Genomic DNA, 15,532 nt, shown 5'->3' with positions numbered 1-15,532 from the left:
GTGGCCGGCGGACGTGAAACTCTGCCCGTTCGGGCAGGCCCATGTGCCTCTGCGCCTCGTGCCGGCCGGAGGGCCGCCCATTAGCGTCGTGCCGTGAGCTCCATGACCTTCGTGACACCGCCGTCGGCGTTCTGTTTCCTCGGATCCGCCGCGAGCGCGTGGGGAGTTCGCCGGTGATCGACGACCGGCTGGACGAGACGGAGGCGACCGGGCCGGGCGGCGAAGGAGAGGGCCGGCGCCAGGAGTTCTCGACCGGACCGGCGCAGGCCGACGGGAGTACGGACGCGCAACAGCCGGGGCAGCGCGTGAAGCGCCCCCGGCGTGGCCCGGGCCCTTTCACCCTGCTGGTGCTGCCGGGGCTGCTCGCCCTGATGGGGGTGGCCGGCTTTCTGGCACTGACGGGCGGTCTGTCCTCCCCCTGGGACGAGGGGGAGAATCACGTTCCGTCCGCCACGGCCCGCGTCGACGCCTCGTACGTTCCCTGGCTCCGCAAGGCGGCGTCTGCCTGCACGGTCGTCACGCCGTCTCTCCTCGCCGCCCAGATCGACCGCCTCTCCGGCTGGAACAACGACGCGGGAGCGCTGTCGGGCGAGAAGGGCATCGCCGCGTTCACGGACGCCGGTTGGCGGACCTGGGGCAAGGACGGCGACGGCGACGGGCGCTCCTCCCCCCGCGATCCGGCGGACGCCATGGCGGCCCTCGCCCGACAGGACTGCTCCCTCGCCCGGAAGGTGACCGATCTCAGAACCGAGGGGACCGTCTCCGGCGATCTGGTGGATCTCACCCTCGCCGCGTACGCGTCGGGCACGGACGCCGTACGGAAGGCGGGGCGCGTACCCGGCGAGGCGGAGGCCTACGTCACCGAGACCAAGTCCCTGTCGTCGCGCTACCGGGCGTTCGACCCGGACGGTTCCGGCGGCGCCGCGAACCGGGCGGCGGGCGCCGTGCTGGCCGCGCCCGTGAGCACCCTCACCGTCACCTCGCCGTTCGGTGCGCGCCAGCATCCGCTGACCGGGGTGACCAAGGTCCACACGGGGGTCGACTTCGCGGCGCCCCAGGGTGCGCAGGTCTCCTCGGCGGCGCAGGGCCGGGTCGTGTTCGCCGCGATGACCAAGGCGTACGGCAACCGGATCGTGGTGGACCACGGCAGCATCGGCGGCAAGCGGCTGGAGACGACGTACAGCCACCTGCTGTCCCTTCAGGTCTCCGTCGGTCAGGCGGTGGAAGCCGGAACGCCCCTCGGCCTGGTCGGCTCGACCGGCCTGTCCACCGGCCCTCATCTGCACTTCGAGGTGATCCTCGACGGGCACTACGCCGATCCGCTGCCCTGGCTCTCCCCCAGCGCGTGACAGAACGGCCGGTGCCGGGCCGTCAGACGTCGAAACGGCGGCGGGACTCCTCGATGTGACCGAGGTACCGGTGGGTCCAGTCGCACATCCCGTCGACCGTCTTCCGCAGGGCGTGCCCCGGCTCGGTCAGGGTGTAGTCGACCCTCGGCGGGACGGTCGGGTGCACCTCCCGCTCGACCAGGCCGTTGCGCTCCAGCATGCGCAGGTTCTGGGTGAGCATCTTGTGGCTGATGCCCTCGATCTCGTTGCGCAACTCGCTGAAGCGCAGGGTGCGTTCACCGAGGACCTCGATGATCAGCAGCGCCCACTTGTTGGCGATGTCCGAGAAGAGCTCCCGCGCCAGTGAGTCCGCGCGCGTGAGGTCCGCTTCGGCGGGCGAGCCCTTGAACTGCTTGGTCACCATCGGGTTCCCCAGTCACTGAAAAGTGCGTTCTTCCATGTCAGCGGTCACTCTCCTACGGTTCTCCAGTAACCACAAGAGAGCGACTTGGTGCCCGGTTCCACGGAACCGGGCCCGGGACAGCTCACGAGAAGGAGGCACACGGCATGGCCATCACCTTGGCGAACCCGAGCGGACTGCCGACGATTCCGGTGTACCGGCAAGTGGCGATCGCGACCGGGGCGAAACTCGTGTTCGTCGCGGGGCAGGTCTCCTGGGACGCCGACGGCGTCACGGTCGGTGAGGGTGATCTCGCGGCCCAGGTCGAGCAGTGCTACCTCAATGTCGGCACCGCCCTCGCCGAGGCCGGCGGATCGTTCGCCGACGTGGCGAAGCTGACCGTCTACGTCGTCGACTGGACCCCGGACAAGATGCCGATGCTCCTGGAGGGCATCGAGCGGGCCGCCGGGAAGCTGGGGTTCACCCCCGTGGCGCCGGCCACCCTGATCGGAGTGGCGGCCCTGGACGTTCCCGACCATCTGGTCGAGGTCGAAGCCACCGCGGCACTCGACTGAGCCGCCACCCTCCACCCCCGCCCGAGGACCCCTTTGCATGATCATGCGATGTCGTGCATACTCTTCCTATGTCTAAGGTCCTCACCTCCCTTCCCGCCGGCGAGCGCGTCGGTATCGCCTTCTCCGGCGGCCTCGACACCTCGGTCGCGGTCGCGTGGATGCGCGACAAGGGCGCCGTTCCGTGCACCTACACCGCCGACATCGGCCAGTACGACGAGCCCGACATCGCCTCGGTGCCCGGCCGTGCGAAGACGTACGGTGCCGAGATCGCGCGCCTGGTCGACTGCCGGGCGGCGCTGGTCGAGGAGGGCCTGGCCGCGCTCACCTGCGGGGCGTTCCACATCCGCTCGGGCGGGCGTGCCTACTTCAACACCACACCGCTGGGCCGCGCCGTCACCGGCACCCTCCTCGTCCGGGCGATGCTCGAGGACAACGTCCAGATCTGGGGCGACGGCTCGACCTTCAAGGGCAACGACATCGAGCGGTTCTACCGGTACGGCCTGCTCGCCAACCCGCACCTGCGGATCTACAAGCCCTGGCTGGACGCCGACTTCGTCACCGAGCTCGGCGGCCGCAAGGAGATGTCCGAGTGGCTGGTCGCCCACCAGCTGCCCTACCGGGACTCGACGGAGAAGGCCTACTCCACCGACGCCAACATCTGGGGCGCCACCCACGAGGCCAAGACCCTGGAGCACCTGGACACGGGCGTGGAGACCGTCGAGCCCATCATGGGCGTGCGGTTCTGGGACCCCGAGGTCGAGATCGCCATCGAGGACGTGACGATCGGTTTCGACCAGGGCCGCCCCGTGACGATCAACGGCAAGGAGTTCGACTCCCCCGTCGACCTGGTGATGGAGGCCAACGCCGTCGGCGGCCGCCACGGCATGGGCATGTCGGACCAGATCGAGAACCGCATCATCGAGGCCAAGAGCCGCGGCATCTACGAGGCGCCCGGCATGGCCCTGCTGCACGCCGCGTACGAGCGCCTGGTCAACGCGATCCACAACGAGGACACCCTCGCCCAGTACTACAACGAGGGACGGCGCCTCGGCCGCCTGATGTACGAGGGCCGCTGGCTGGACCCGCAGGCGCTGATGGTGCGCGAGTCGCTGCAGCGCTGGGTCGGCGCCGCCGTCACCGGCGAGGTGACGCTGCGGCTGCGTCGCGGCGAGGACTACTCGATCCTCGACACCCGCGGCCCGGCGTTCAGCTACCACCCGGACAAGCTGTCCATGGAGCGCACCGAGGACTCGGCCTTCGGCCCGGTCGACCGGATCGGCCAGCTCACCATGCGCAACCTCGACATCGCCGACTCGCGCGCCAAGCTGGAGCAGTACGCCGGGCTCGGCCTGATCGGCACCGGCAGCCCCGCCATCGGCGCCGCCCAGGCGGCCGCGACAGGTCTGATCGGCAGCATGCCGGAGATGCCGCAGGGCGGCGCCGAGGCCATCGCCTCCCGCGGCGAGGTCTCCGAGGACGAGGTGCTGCTGGACCGCGCCGCGATGGAGTTCGGTACGGACTGATCCGCCTGGCCGAGCGGACGGCTCGGCCACCCGGCGGGACGCGCCGGGGACCCGGTGGCAGTGGACCGGCTCGACGCCGACGGCGTCGAGCCGGTCCACTGCGTTACAGGGACGCCGCGATCCGGGCGTGAAGGCCCAGGACCCGCTTCTGATGCGGCCGGTACGCACCCGTGGCTACTCTCGTCCCTCCACCGATCTTGGCCAGCAGGGAGCAGACTGTGCGCAGCGTCGCCGTAACGCCCGAGGGCGATCACATCCGCTGGGTCGAGCTGCCGGGGCAGGAGCCGTCGCGCGTCTACGTGCACGGGTTGGGCGCCACGTCGCCCGCCTACTTCACGGAGGTCGCCGTTCATCCTCTGCTGGCCGGTCGCCGTTCCCTGTTGGTCGACCTCTTGGGTCACGGCATCAGCGACCGGCCGACGGACTTCGACTACGCGCTGGAATCACATGCCGATGCGCTCGCCGCGGTCCTGACCGGCGCGGGCGTCACGGGTGCCGAGCTGATCGCGCACAGCATGGGCGGTTCGGTGGCCATCGTGCTCGCCGCACGCCATCCGGAGCTGGTCGCACGCCTGGTCCTGGTGGACGCCAACCTCGATCCGCTGCCCCGGGTCCCCGGGGCCGGCGGCTCCAGCGGCATCGCGGCGTACACGGAGGAGGAGTTCCTGGCCGGTGGCTGGCAGGAGGTACTCGACCGGGTGGGGCCGCACTGGGCATCGACGATGCGTCTGGCCGGCCGCGAAGCCCTGCACCGGAGTGCACACCAGCTCATCCGGGGGACGGATCCGACCATGCGACAGTTGCTGCTCGGCCTTGCGATCCCCCGTACGTTCCTGCTGCCGGAGGCGGACCTGGCGACGTTCCCGGGCACGTCGGAGCTCACCGAAGCGGGGGTGTCGGTGGTCGCGGTACCCGACTGCGGACACAACATCATGCTGGACAACCCGGAGGCCTTCGTGCGAGCCACGGCATCGGCGCTCGCGGGCGGGGAACAGAGCTGACCCCAACCAACCCGCGCTTCCTGGTAGTTGCTCACCGGATTGGCGCAGGTGGCGCTACGCTGCCGTGTCGTGCAGGAGACGCGTCTTGACACCGCTCGGATCCGGGCGGCTCGCCGGGTGATCGACCCGGTCTTTCTCGACACCCCGCTGTACCGCTGCGAGGCGCTGGGGTCCGGCCTCGGGTGCACGGTGAGCATCAAGCTCGAAACGGCGAACCCGGTCCGCAGCTTCAAGGCGCGGGGCACCGAGCTGGTCGCGAGCCGGCTGGCCGACAACGCCTCGCGGGCGGTGGTGTGCGCGAGCGCGGGCAACCTCGGCCAGGCCCTCGCGTGGTCCGGTCGCGGCCGGGGACTCGACGTCACCGTCGTGGCATCCCGCTTCGCGACGCGGGCCAAGCTTGACCGCATCCGCGCGCTGGACGCCGGGCTGGAGCTGGTGGACGGCGACCACGAGCTGGCTCGCGAGCGGGCGGCGGCCATCGCACGGTACGAAGGCATCCGGCTGGTCGAGGACAGCCTGGACATCGAGACCTGCGAGGGCGCCGCGACCATCGGCCTGGAACTGCTGGACACCGCACCGTCGTTCGACGCCGTTCTGATCGCTCTCGGCGGTGGGGCGCTGGCCACCGGCGTGGGTCATGTGGTGAAGACCTTGGCTCCCGCGGTCGAGGTGATCTGCGTCCAGCCGCTGGGCGCACCGGCCCTCACACACTCGTGGCACCGTCGACGTGTCGTCACCACCGACTCGACCGACACCATCGCTGACGGCGTCGCCGGCCGGCGTCCCATCCCGGCTGTCCTGGACGACCTCCTCCTGGTCGCCGACGACGCCGTCCTCGTCCAGGAGGCGTCGATCACCGCCGGTATGCGGATGCTCCTCGACCACGCCGGCCTCGTCGTCGAGCCTTCGGCCGCGCTCGGCATCGCAGCGATCCTCGAAGACCGTGACCGCTTCGCCGGCCGACACGTCGTCACCATCGTGTGCGGCAGCAACGTCGACGTGGACGCCTACCACCGCTGGGTCGGCGCGACTCCCCTCCACGAGTCCTGACGACTGCTCGTGTGGGAGGACAGGGCATGGACAGGGCATCAGCGCCAGGCCGCTTCCACCGCGCCGAGCGGTCCTGGACGGGTACGGACCCTATGGCCGACGCCGACGCCGACGCCGGGGCCGGGGCCGATCCGGATGTCACCTGCCCAAGCTCTCTCCTCGGCTCGAACCCGTGTCTGCTCACAGGATGCTGACGGTCGCGTGAGCTGCCGCTTCGTGGTCGCTCGCGCCGTCGCAGAGGAAGGACGCCAGCGCCCGGCCCTCCTCGGCCACGGCAGTACGGTCGGCCCGGGAGAAGCCACGCAGCGGGACGACCCTCACCACGCCCTCCGCCACGGTCCAGGTCGCCGCGACCCGGCCGTCGACCAGGACGACGCGCTCACCCGCGACCGACAGGCCCCGGTGGGCGTCGTCGATGATCCGGCTCCGGTCCTGGTAGCCGAGGATCGCGTTGTCGAACGCCGGCAGGAACCGTACCGGGGCGGGCGTGTCGGGATCGGGGCGCGGCGCGCCGGGCAGGTCCAGCAGTTCCCGGCCCCGCTCGTCGCGGAAGGAGACGAGTTCCTCGCGCAGGGCGGTGACCGCGGCCGGCAGTCCGGCGAGGCCGCACCAGGCGCGCAGGTCGGCCGAGGCGGCGGGGCCGAACGCGGCCAGGTATCGCCGTACGAGTGCCTGGCCGACCGGATCGCTGCTCTCGTCCGGGGCCGGGTCGATCTCGCGCCCCAGCCAGGAGGAGAGCAGGGCGTTGCGCACTCCGGCCCTGGTGCGCCAGAGGCCGCGCGGAGGGAGTTGCACCATCGGCAGGAGTGCGGCGACCAGCATCTCGCCCAGGGGACGCGGACCCGCTGTGGGCCAGCGATCGGCGACCGCCCGCGCGAGTTCGGTCATGGAGCGGGGCTCGCCGTCCGCCATCACCGCCCGGCCCGCCGCCGCGAGTTCGTCGAGGTCCACCCCGGCGAGTTCGCGACGGTAGGTGCCGAGCACCCGCTGACGCAGCATGGCGGCGTGGCGGCCCCGCCATGCCAGGGCGTCGTCGGCGGTCACAAGATGGACGGTGCGACGCATGAGGTGGGTCCGCACCACGCTCCGCCCGGTCAGCAGATCCGAGAGCACCGACGGGTCGAACGTGCGCAGCCTGGACCAGAGTCCGACGAACGGCTCCTGCGGCTCCTGGGCCTGCAGGCCGCAGAGGTGCGCGACGGCGTCGAGGGCCGGTACGTCGGCGCGGTCGAGCAGCAGCTGCCTGGCCAGTGTCGCTCGGTTGAGGGCCCGGGGGCCGAGAACGGTCATGGAACTCATGCCTCTCAGGTCGACTTCCGGCCGTCGAGGGCCTCGCGCAGGATGTCGGCGTGCCCGGCGTGCTGGGCGGTCTCGGCGATGACGTGCGTCAGCACCCGGCGTGCGCTGCGCACCGCTCCCGGCTCGTGCCAGGGCGCCTCCGGCAACGGATGCGTCGCCGACAGGTCCGGGACGCCGGCGATGATCTGCTCGCTCCGGGCGGCGACCTGCTCGTAGCGGGTGAGGACTGCGGCCAGCGTCTCGCCGGGCAGCATCCGGAAGCCGTCCTGGTGGTCGATCGCCCACTGCGGAACCTCCCGCGCGGTCCCAGCCGCGAGATCGGCCCAGGTGACGCCTTCGGGCAGGTCGTAGCGCATCGCCGAGGGCCCCTCGGCCACGAAACGCATCCAACCCTCCTCGATGGACGCGACGTGCTTGATCAGTCCGCCCAGGCACAGCCCGCTGACAGTGGGACTGCCCGCGGCCTGCTCGTCACTGAGTCCCTGAGTCGTGCTGGTCAGGGCAGTTCGTGCGGTCGTGAGCGCGGCGAGCAGGTCGGCCCGCTCGGCGTCGACAGCGGGGGGAGATGTGGTCGTGACGGTCACTGTGATCGGATCCTTCTGGTCGTGGACGGTGTCGTTGCCAGGCACGGGACGACAGTCGCAGGGGAAGCGGTCAGGATGTGTCCGCTACTGGGGACAACATGAGGCCATGCCGAAGACGTCAGCGCGACTGCTGTCACTGCTCTCCCTGCTCCAGGCGCGCCGGGACTGGCCCGGGGCGCTGCTGGCCGAGCGTCTGGGCATCAGTGCGCGCACCGTGCGCCGTGACGTCGACCGTCTGCGCGAGCTGGGCTATCCCGTCATGGCCTTCAAGGGACCCGACGGTGGGTACCGGCTCGACGCCGGTACGGCGCTGCCGCCGTTGCTGTTCGACGACGAGCAGGCCGTCGCCCTCGCCGTCGCGCTCCAGATCGCCACGGGTGCGGGCATCGGGGAGGCCGCGACACGGGCGTTGGCCACCGTGCGGCAGGTCATGCCGGCGCGGCTGCGGCACCGGATCGACACCCTGCGGATCACCGCTGTGGAGCGGCCCGCGGCGCGACCGGTTCCACAGGTCGACAGCAGTGTGCTCATGACGCTCAGCGCCGCCGTTCATGCCTGCGAGGTGCTGCGCTTCGACTACGCCCCGGCCTCCCCTCCGGATGCCGACGGCGAGAGCGCCGCCCCGGCCCCGCCGCGCAGGGTTCAGCCCCACCATCTCGTCGCGAGGAGCGGGCGCTGGTATCTCGTCGCCTGGGATCTGGACCGCGAGGACTGGCGGACCTTCCGCGCCGACCGGATCACCCCGCGCATCCCCACAGGACCGCGCTTCTCCCCACGAGAACTGCCCGCGGAGGATGTGGCCGCCTTCGTCACCGGCAGGTTCCGGGGCTCCGAGGGCTCCGACGGCGACTGGCCCTGCCGCGGCGAGGTGATCCTCGGCCTGCCCGCCACGGCAGTCTCCCGCCACATGAGCGACGGAGTGGTCGAGGCTCTCGGCCCGAACAGCTGCCGCCTCGTCCTGGGTTCGTGGTCATGGGCCGCTCTGGCCGCCACCGTCGGCCGGTTCGACGCCGACATCGAGGTCGTGGGCCCGTCCGAGCTCAGAGACGCGTTCGCGCACCTGGCGCGCCGTTACGCCGACGCCGCGGCCGACCCGCCGGCCGCCCCGTCACCGGTTCGATGAGCCTCGTGCGCCGGCTGTGGCGGGGAGGCCCGCCGTGCCCGGGGACGGGTCGGCGCCCCCAGGCGTCGGGCGGTCGACCGGATCAGAGGCCGTCGCGCACCATGGCGGCGACGATCTGGACGTGCCGGTCGGCCGCCGTGTTCGAGAACTCGTTGCCGTAGTTCAGGCCGTAGGGCCAGAAGTGGCCTCCTCCGGCGGAGAGTTTGGCGCTGGAGCCGTCGAAGCTCCTGACGAGTGCCGTGGCCTGCGCGCCGCGCCAGGTACCGCCGCTCGACAGGGACGACCAGCCCGAGCTGGTGCCCACTCCGATGGTGTGGGCGATCTCGTGGAGCGCGGTCCTCTCCGTCATGTAGCCGCGGTTGCCGAAGCGGATGGTTCCGTTGAGGTTGCCGTCGGCGGTGGGCACACCGGGGTCGTAGCGGACGGTGATGTTCTTGCCCAGGTCGCTGAGGTTGTTGTACCGGGCCACCGCGGCGTTCATCGCCGCCGTGATGAGGTCGTAGGCCGTCCGCTGTTCCTGGGTGGGGTTGCTCGCCCTTTCCAGGTTCCAGGTGATGGTGGCCGCCGACACCTGTTCGCGTGGCGCCGACACGTTCTGCGGGGCGGCCTGCGCGATGCCGGGTCCGGCCAGCACCGCGGCCGCCAGTGCGGCCACGAGCACCTTGTGGCGCCAGGAGACGGTCGTTCGCTCGGTGCTTTCCGGGGTCTGCCGTGGACTCATGGAGGAACTCTCCTGTGGGGGGACGGGCCGTCGGGAGTGTGGGGACGACGGCGTGCGGTCTGTCCGCCGGGGGGCGGGCTGTGGGAGGCGGAGGGTTGCGTTCGCATCGCCTCGCGGGCGGGGTGCGGCCCCGAAAGCCGGGGCCCCGGGGGCTGCGTCAGGTGGGGTCTCGTACGGTTGCCCGCGTCGGGGGTGGTTCAGGTGCCGAGCTTTCCGACGCCCGCCCCGGCCCGTACGAGCGAGGGGACGTCGGCCGCCGGGTCCAGCGTGTACGGGTAGTAGGTGCGCGGTTCGACGACCGTGCCGTTGGTCTCGCACGGACCGGAGCCGGTGAAGACGTTGTTGCGCTGCACCAGCCGACCGGGTCCGGACGCGTCGTACCCACTGGCGGAGTAGCAGGGGTGGGGAGCGCTTTCGAAGTGGTTGCCCTCGACCAGGACGCCCGCGTTCATGGTGGACGCGACGCCGTACAGGGCGTTCCCCTTGAAGTAGTTGTTGTAGACGTGCACCGGTTCACCGAACCGCACCCGTGGATGCCGCTGCCGGGAGCCGTCGAAGAAGTTGTGGTGGATGGAGACCTTCAACTTCCCGGCGTCCTGACTGCCGTTGCCGTCCGAGTGCCCGAGGAGCATGCTCTTGTCGGTCTTGTTGAACCAGTTCCACGACACGGTGACGTACTGGGAACCGCGGACGACGTCGATCGCCCCGTCGAGGGGCGCGACGAACTCGTTGTGGTCGATCCAGATGTGGTGCGACTCCTGGCCCACGTTCACGGCATCGTCCTCGGCGGCCGTGAACCTGATGTTCCGCACGATGACGTTGTGGGAGCGGTAGAAGTCCAGGCCACCGCCGTTGATGACGGCCGAGGAACCGACTCCGACGATGGTCTTGTTCGGGCGCACACCCTGCTTGCTGGTGATGTCGATCGTGCCCTGGACCCGGATGACCAGTGGGCCCGTGGTGTCGATGTACTCGAGGAACTGCTGGGTGGTGGTGGCGGTCACGGTCGGCCCCGCGGCTCCGCCGGTGGTGCCGTTCTGGCCGAGTGCGTCGACCGAGGCGAAGCCGGTGGGGTTCGCCTCCGCGAGTGGTGCCGACGTCCCGGCGGCGGCACTGCCGCTGCCGGCCGGGACCGCCGTTGCGCCGAGCAGCAGGGCGAGCAGGAGTGCGGGAACACCGCGCGGGACGTGCAAGGACGACCTCATGTGGTTCCTCTCCGGGCGAGCGGGCGGACCTTCCTGGGCGTGCAGGAACGTGAACTCGTACAGGAGCGGGAAACTGAAGGGAGAAAGCGCTTTCTGATTTCCGAATGCTAAGCACGTGTCCTGGGCATGTCAACGAGATCGCGAGCTCTGCTTCGACGCCCCGTCCGTCGCGACGGACCCCGGCCTGACACACAGCCAGGACGAGTACCGCCACAGGTCGACGACTCCGAAGGAGGCCGCACGTCGGGACCCGACGACCTGCCACCGCCCGCCGCGGCACACCGCGACGCCGCTTGATGCTGCATCAAGCCAAAGTGATCCGAGTTCAGTCGGCCGACTTCCGGGATCGATGCGTCGCTCATATCCTCGTGCGCCAATGATTACCGGCGGTAAGGGGCAGCGATGAGCGGCACCACACGCAGAGGTTTCCTGGGCACGGCCGCGGCCGCCGGCGGGGTCGCCCTCGGCAGCCCCCAGCAGGCCGCGGCGGCGCAGGACGCCGCCGCCCCGCAGACCGTGGCCGTACTGGGCGGGGGTGTCGCCGGGCTCACGGCCGCACACGAACTCGCCGAACGCGGCTTCCGCGTCACCGTCTACGAACGCAAGGCACTGGGCGGCAAGGCCCGCAGCATGGACGTACCGGACAGCGCCACGGGCGGCCGCGACCCCCTGCCCGGGGAGCACGGCTTCCGCTTCATCCCGGGCATCTACCACAACCTGCCCGACACCATGCGACGCATCCCCTTCCCCGGCAACCCTGGCGGCGTCCACGACAACCTCGTCGCCCCCAAGGAGATGCTGTTCGCCCGCTCCGGCGGCCGCGAGGACATCCGCATCCCGCTGCCCTGGCCCGGCAGCACACCGGCCGAACTGACCCCGGACGAGATCCGCCGCGCCCTGACCTCGGTCCTGGACACCGCCTTCAACCTGCCCCTCCACGAGGCCCTCTACTTCGCCAACCGCTTCCTCGTCTTCCTCACCAGTTGCGACGAACGCCGCGACGAGGTCTGGGAGCGGATGCCGTGGTGGGAGTTCGTACGGGCCGGCCGGATGTCCTACGACTACCAGCGCATCCTCGCCGTCGGCATCACCCGCAACATCGTGGCCACCAAGGCGGAGGAGGCCAGCACCCGCACGGTGGCCACCCTGCTGGAGGCCTTCGCGTTCAACATGCTCGGACGGGGCGCGGACGGCCCGCTGGACCGGATCCTCAACGCGCCCACCAACGAGGCCTGGATCGATCCCTGGGTGACGCATCTCAGGTCGCTCGGGGTCGAGTTCCAGGTCGGCTGGACCGTACAGAACCTGCCCATGGACGCGGGCCGCATCGCCGGGGCCGTGATGGAGGGCCCCGGCGGGGTCCGCCGAACCGTCACCGCCGACCACTACGTCTCCGCCATGCCGGTCGAGCACGCCCGCCGCACCTGGAACGCCGCCGTACGGGCCGCCGACCCCCAACTCGCCGAGTGCGACCTGCTGGAGACGGACTGGATGACCGGCATCCAGTTCTACCTGACGGAACGCACGCCGATCCTGCACGGCCATCTGGACCTCATCGACTCCCCCTGGTCCCTGACCGCCATCGCCCAGGCCCAGCACTGGCCGAGCCACGACTTCCCCGCCGACTTCGGCGACGGCACGGTCGCGGACTGCCTGTCGGTGGACGTCTCCGAGTGGGACCGGCCGGGCATCCTCTACGGCAGAACGGCCAAGCAGTGCACGCGTACCGAAGTCGCCCGCGAGGTCTGGGCGCAGCTCAAGGCAGCGCTGAACGACAGCGGCCGTACGGTACTCAAGGACTCCGTGCTGCACTCCTGGTTCCTCGACCCGGCCGTGGACGGCCTGGGCACCCCGAACCCGGTCAACGACGAACAGTTGCTCATCCACCCGACGGGGACCTTCCACCACCGCCCCCGGTCGGCCACGAAGATCCCGAACCTCTTCCTGGCCGGCGACTACGTGGCCGTGCCCATCGATCTGGCCACCATGGAGGGCGCCAACACCTCGGCCCGGCAGGCCGTCAACGCCCTGCTGGACCAGGTCGGTTCGGATGCCGAGCGGTGCACCGTCACCCCGCTGTACCGGGCCCCCGAGTTCGAGGCCCTCAAACGCCACGACCGCACCCGCCACCGCCTCCGGCTGCCGAACCTCTTCGACGTCGGATGAGACCGCAGGAGGCACACGGGGCGGGCGGGGCCAGGGCCGGCGGCTGAGGCGTACCGACCGCGTACGCCGGACCGCCGCCGCCCTGTCAGTGACGTCGCCTCAGCACTCACCCCGCCACTTCACACTGCCGATCGTCGCGTAGATGATGTTCGCCTTGTACTCGCCGGGACCCGGGTTGTAGTGCAGGCAGACGCGACGGACCGACGTGGTGTAGCCGTACACCAGGTCGACGTGGTCTCCGCCGGGATACACATAACCGTTGTTGAACACGGAGCCGACGCTGTGGATCTCGCCCGACCAGTCGCCGGCGGTCTTCATCAGCAGGGTGCCGCGCTGGTCCGGTTCGGAGTAGGCGCAGAAGTATCCCTTCGGGCAGCCGGGCGGGTTGGCCTCGGCGGTGGCCGTCGGGGCGATGCTCATCACTCCTGCGAGGGCGGCGGCGCCGGCCAGCGCACTCAGGACGCGCTTGCGCACAGTGGTTTCCTCTCGTCGGTCGTCGGGCGGTCGCGTGCGGTGGTTCAGCAGAGGGGCACACCGGGCAGTTCGTTGTCCGGCGAGCTCATGTAGATGTTGGTGACATAACCACCGTAAAGGGGCAGGTACGCCCACCAGTCGTTCGTGTAGGGCGGCACGCTGACCTGCTGTCCCCGCTTCTGGCAGCCGACCTGTACCTCCACCCCGGCGGGAAGGGTCGTGAGCGCCTTCGAGGCGGTCGTCGCGTCGGCGCGGACCTGCACCTTCGATCCCCAGGTGCCGAACCATGTGCCGGTCCGCTTCACCGCGCCGGGCACGTTCAGGGAACGTACGAGCCGGGTGGTGTCCGTGTAGGCGGCGCCGAAAGAAGCACCCTGCGGGTGCAGGGTGAACACGGCGACGATCGAGCGGTCGCCGGGTCCCGTGGTGCCGGTGCTGTGCAGTGCCGGCCGCGAGAGGTTGACATCGGACGCCTCTGCGGGGATCGATCGCCGGGCGGCCGTGGTCGCGGTCGCGGTCGTGTTGCTGCAGTCGCTCGTGTCGCCGAAGCCGGACCAGCCCTGTTTGACCGCCCAGGGAGCCTGGAACGACGCCGGGACGCCGAACCGCTGGTCGAAGCCGTCCTTGCCGCACCGGGTCGAGGCACGCAGGTTGCTCATGACGATGTCGCGCAGGGCGGCCGGCGCGCGGTCCAGGATCCAGCGGTAGATCCGCACGGTGTCGGCCGCGGACAGTGCCGTGTAACCCCAGTACCCGGAGTAGCCGGCGGGCGGGCCCTCCGTGTCCTCCAGTTCCAGATGGGCGGACATGCGGTCGATGATCGCCGAGCCGCCGTTGTTGGACCAGTAGTGGTTGGCGGCGTCGTCGTCGCTGGCACGCAGCATCGAGTCGAGCCGGGACCGGTCGTCCGCCGGCAGGCTGTAGGACGGACCCCGGTCCCACAGGTGGTCGAGCGCGATGAGTAGTTTGACCACCGACGCGGCGCGGAACTGCATGTGCGCGTTGTGCTCTTCGGTGAAGGTCCCGGTCTCGCGGTCGTAGACGGCGACGCCCGCGCTCACGCCTGCCGGAATCTCCGGTGCGGCCGCCTCTGCTGGGCTCGCGGCACGCGCCGGTGGGGTGGCGGTCGCGAGCAGAACCACCGCGAGGACGAACCATCCCAGGGCTAACACGACCTTGCCTCGTGTCGTCGTGTGCATCAAGAGTCTCCTGGTCGAGAGTGGCGGCGAACCGCACGGCTTCCCTGGACGTGCGACGACGGCGGCACTTGCGGCGTCGACGACGTGACCCGCAGCAGGGCCGCTCCCTCGCCGGACGTCGGGCAGAGGCAGCTGTCCCGCAGCGCCCTTGCCCGCGATCGCGATGCTTCCCGATACTCATCCGCGGCAACAGCCTTTTCGGTCCTGCCCGAAAGGCCCGGTGGACGACCGGTCCACCCGATGCGCGTGCGATGGGACCTCGACCCGGTCGAACACCCCCGCCCCCCTCTACTCACCAGGGTCCGCCGCAGCGGCCTGCCCTGTCGGTGTCTCTGTGCCACGAGCCGGATTGTCAGAGGCATCCGCTAGCTTCCTGACCATGGGGAACTCAGGCGGATCATTGACGACCCGGTCCACGGGGGAGCTGCACCAGCTGATCCGGGCGGCCGGGTTCACGGGCATCGAGGACACGGAGACGTTGGCGGAGGGCTGGCAGGTGACGGACTTCGCCGACGCCGGAAGGCGCAGCCTGGTGAATCTCGTCCAGAGCACGAAGACGCCTGCGGTCATGGTGTCCTTCGTGGACAGCGATGTGGGGTTCGTCGAGGCTGTCACGCCCGATGGCAGCAGCTGGGAGGGCCTGCTCAACCGCGAGATGGCGGAGAGCTACGAGATCCCTCTGGAGCACTTCCCCGTCGAACCCGCCGTCACCGGTGCCCTCGCGTGGTCGGCCGCAGCAGGCCTGACGCCCGACGAGCAGGCAATCCGACAGACGCTCACCGGATCGGCTCTGTTCGCGGAGGAGCTCGCCTCAGCCCTCCTGGTCACCCTGGGAATACCCGACGCGACCTAGCTCTCCCGAGTCGGGCCAGGACCAGGAGAAA

The 15,532-nt window shown here is 70.5% G+C and carries 15 protein-coding genes; 8 read left to right on the top strand and 7 right to left on the bottom strand.

The features are described 5' to 3' along the window. The first annotated feature begins 173 nt into the window (after nucleotides 1-173). Nucleotides 174-1,349, top strand: a complete 1,176-nt coding sequence (locus tag KUF83_RS20975; RefSeq protein WP_374106111.1) for a peptidoglycan DD-metalloendopeptidase family protein — start codon at nucleotides 174-176, stop codon at nucleotides 1,347-1,349. Between the two features lie 22 nt (nucleotides 1,350-1,371). Here the strand turns inward: KUF83_RS20975 and KUF83_RS20970 are convergent, their stop codons facing one another. Continuing rightward, the gene (locus KUF83_RS20970) at nucleotides 1,372-1,752 is read right to left on the bottom strand and encodes a helix-turn-helix domain-containing protein (RefSeq protein WP_217456269.1); all 381 of its coding nucleotides are present in this window, start codon (nucleotides 1,750-1,752) and stop codon (nucleotides 1,372-1,374) included. A 143-nt stretch (nucleotides 1,753-1,895) separates the two neighbouring features. On the opposite strand from KUF83_RS20970, the gene KUF83_RS20965 reads away from it, so the two are divergent. From KUF83_RS20965 to KUF83_RS20950, 4 genes are all read left to right on the top strand, one after another. Continuing rightward, nucleotides 1,896-2,303, top strand: a complete 408-nt coding sequence (locus KUF83_RS20965; protein ID WP_217456268.1) for a RidA family protein — start codon at nucleotides 1,896-1,898, stop codon at nucleotides 2,301-2,303. A 68-nt stretch (nucleotides 2,304-2,371) separates the two neighbouring features. After that, entirely contained in the window at nucleotides 2,372-3,826 is a 1,455-nt protein-coding gene (argG, locus tag KUF83_RS20960) for an argininosuccinate synthase (RefSeq protein WP_217456267.1), read from the top strand. A gap of 218 nt (nucleotides 3,827-4,044) precedes the next feature. Next, on the top strand, nucleotides 4,045-4,827 hold the full coding sequence (locus KUF83_RS20955; protein ID WP_217456266.1) for an alpha/beta fold hydrolase: 783 nt from the start codon (nucleotides 4,045-4,047) through the stop codon (nucleotides 4,825-4,827). 69 nt (nucleotides 4,828-4,896) lie between these two features. Next, entirely contained in the window at nucleotides 4,897-5,877 is a 981-nt protein-coding gene (locus tag KUF83_RS20950; protein WP_217456265.1) for a threonine/serine dehydratase, read from the top strand. Between the two features lie 180 nt (nucleotides 5,878-6,057). Here KUF83_RS20950 and KUF83_RS20945 read toward each other — a convergent pair whose 3' ends face one another. Both KUF83_RS20945 and KUF83_RS20940 read right to left on the bottom strand, forming a co-directional pair. After that, nucleotides 6,058-7,167 carry a winged helix DNA-binding domain-containing protein gene (locus tag KUF83_RS20945; RefSeq protein WP_217456264.1) on the bottom strand — a complete coding sequence of 370 codons (1,110 nt, stop codon included), beginning with the start codon at nucleotides 7,165-7,167 and terminating at the stop codon, nucleotides 6,058-6,060. A 14-nt stretch (nucleotides 7,168-7,181) separates the two neighbouring features. Continuing rightward, nucleotides 7,182-7,760, bottom strand: coding sequence for a DinB family protein (locus KUF83_RS20940; RefSeq protein ID WP_217456488.1), 579 nt, complete (start codon nucleotides 7,758-7,760; stop codon nucleotides 7,182-7,184). A gap of 106 nt (nucleotides 7,761-7,866) precedes the next feature. On the opposite strand from KUF83_RS20940, the gene KUF83_RS20935 reads away from it, so the two are divergent. Further along, nucleotides 7,867-8,883: a YafY family protein gene (locus tag KUF83_RS20935; RefSeq protein ID WP_217456263.1), complete on the top strand. Its 1,017-nt coding sequence runs from the start codon at nucleotides 7,867-7,869 to the stop codon at nucleotides 8,881-8,883. An 82-nt stretch (nucleotides 8,884-8,965) separates the two neighbouring features. Here KUF83_RS20935 and KUF83_RS20930 read toward each other — a convergent pair whose 3' ends face one another. Further along, nucleotides 8,966-9,604, bottom strand: coding sequence for a hypothetical protein (locus KUF83_RS20930; protein WP_217456262.1), 639 nt, complete (start codon nucleotides 9,602-9,604; stop codon nucleotides 8,966-8,968). 197 nt (nucleotides 9,605-9,801) lie between these two features. After that, complete coding sequence (locus tag KUF83_RS20925) at nucleotides 9,802-10,809, bottom strand: polysaccharide lyase family 1 protein (RefSeq protein WP_217456261.1); 1,008 nt, start codon at nucleotides 10,807-10,809, stop codon at nucleotides 9,802-9,804. A 402-nt stretch (nucleotides 10,810-11,211) separates the two neighbouring features. Here KUF83_RS20925 and KUF83_RS20920 point away from each other — a divergent pair, with 402 nt between their 5' ends. Next, nucleotides 11,212-12,975 carry an FAD-dependent oxidoreductase gene (locus KUF83_RS20920; RefSeq protein WP_217456260.1) on the top strand — a complete coding sequence of 588 codons (1,764 nt, stop codon included), beginning with the start codon at nucleotides 11,212-11,214 and terminating at the stop codon, nucleotides 12,973-12,975. Nucleotides 12,976-13,074: 99 nt separating this feature from the next. Here KUF83_RS20920 and KUF83_RS20915 read toward each other — a convergent pair whose 3' ends face one another. Continuing rightward, the gene (locus KUF83_RS20915; protein WP_308403078.1) at nucleotides 13,075-13,449 is read right to left on the bottom strand and encodes a peptidase inhibitor family I36 protein; all 375 of its coding nucleotides are present in this window, start codon (nucleotides 13,447-13,449) and stop codon (nucleotides 13,075-13,077) included. 44 nt (nucleotides 13,450-13,493) lie between these two features. After that, on the bottom strand, nucleotides 13,494-14,648 hold the full coding sequence (locus tag KUF83_RS20910) for a hypothetical protein (protein WP_254644114.1): 1,155 nt from the start codon (nucleotides 14,646-14,648) through the stop codon (nucleotides 13,494-13,496). A 379-nt stretch (nucleotides 14,649-15,027) separates the two neighbouring features. Here KUF83_RS20910 and KUF83_RS20905 point away from each other — a divergent pair, with 379 nt between their 5' ends. Then, entirely contained in the window at nucleotides 15,028-15,501 is a 474-nt protein-coding gene (locus KUF83_RS20905) for a hypothetical protein (RefSeq protein ID WP_217456259.1), read from the top strand. Nucleotides 15,502-15,532 lie beyond the last annotated feature (31 nt).

Source organism: Streptomyces sp. BV286 (assembly GCF_019090165.1).
Lineage (GTDB): Bacteria > Actinomycetota > Actinomycetes > Streptomycetales > Streptomycetaceae > Streptomyces.
The sequence above is the reverse complement of the archived record's forward strand: the minus strand, read 5'-3'. Positions and strand labels throughout refer to the sequence as shown.

What these genes read in the sequence shown, in the direction of transcription:
- KUF83_RS20970 (WP_217456269.1), bottom strand. Translation starts at nt 1,752, where the DNA reads ATGGTGACCAAGCAGTTCAAGGGCTCGCCCGCCGAAGCGGACCTCACG.
- KUF83_RS20965 (WP_217456268.1), top strand. Translation starts at nt 1,896, where the DNA reads ATGGCCATCACCTTGGCGAACCCGAGCGGACTGCCGACGATTCCGGTG.
- argG (WP_217456267.1), top strand. Translation starts at nt 2,372, where the DNA reads ATGTCTAAGGTCCTCACCTCCCTTCCCGCCGGCGAGCGCGTCGGTATC.
- KUF83_RS20945 (WP_217456264.1), bottom strand. Translation starts at nt 7,167, where the DNA reads ATGACCGTTCTCGGCCCCCGGGCCCTCAACCGAGCGACACTGGCCAGG.
- KUF83_RS20935 (WP_217456263.1), top strand. Translation starts at nt 7,867, where the DNA reads ATGCCGAAGACGTCAGCGCGACTGCTGTCACTGCTCTCCCTGCTCCAG.
- KUF83_RS20930 (WP_217456262.1), bottom strand. Translation starts at nt 9,604, where the DNA reads ATGAGTCCACGGCAGACCCCGGAAAGCACCGAGCGAACGACCGTCTCC.
- KUF83_RS20925 (WP_217456261.1), bottom strand. Translation starts at nt 10,809, where the DNA reads ATGAGGTCGTCCTTGCACGTCCCGCGCGGTGTTCCCGCACTCCTGCTC.
- KUF83_RS20920 (WP_217456260.1), top strand. Translation starts at nt 11,212, where the DNA reads ATGAGCGGCACCACACGCAGAGGTTTCCTGGGCACGGCCGCGGCCGCC.
- KUF83_RS20910 (WP_254644114.1), bottom strand. Translation starts at nt 14,648, where the DNA reads ATGCACACGACGACACGAGGCAAGGTCGTGTTAGCCCTGGGATGGTTC.
- KUF83_RS20905 (WP_217456259.1), top strand. Translation starts at nt 15,028, where the DNA reads ATGGGGAACTCAGGCGGATCATTGACGACCCGGTCCACGGGGGAGCTG.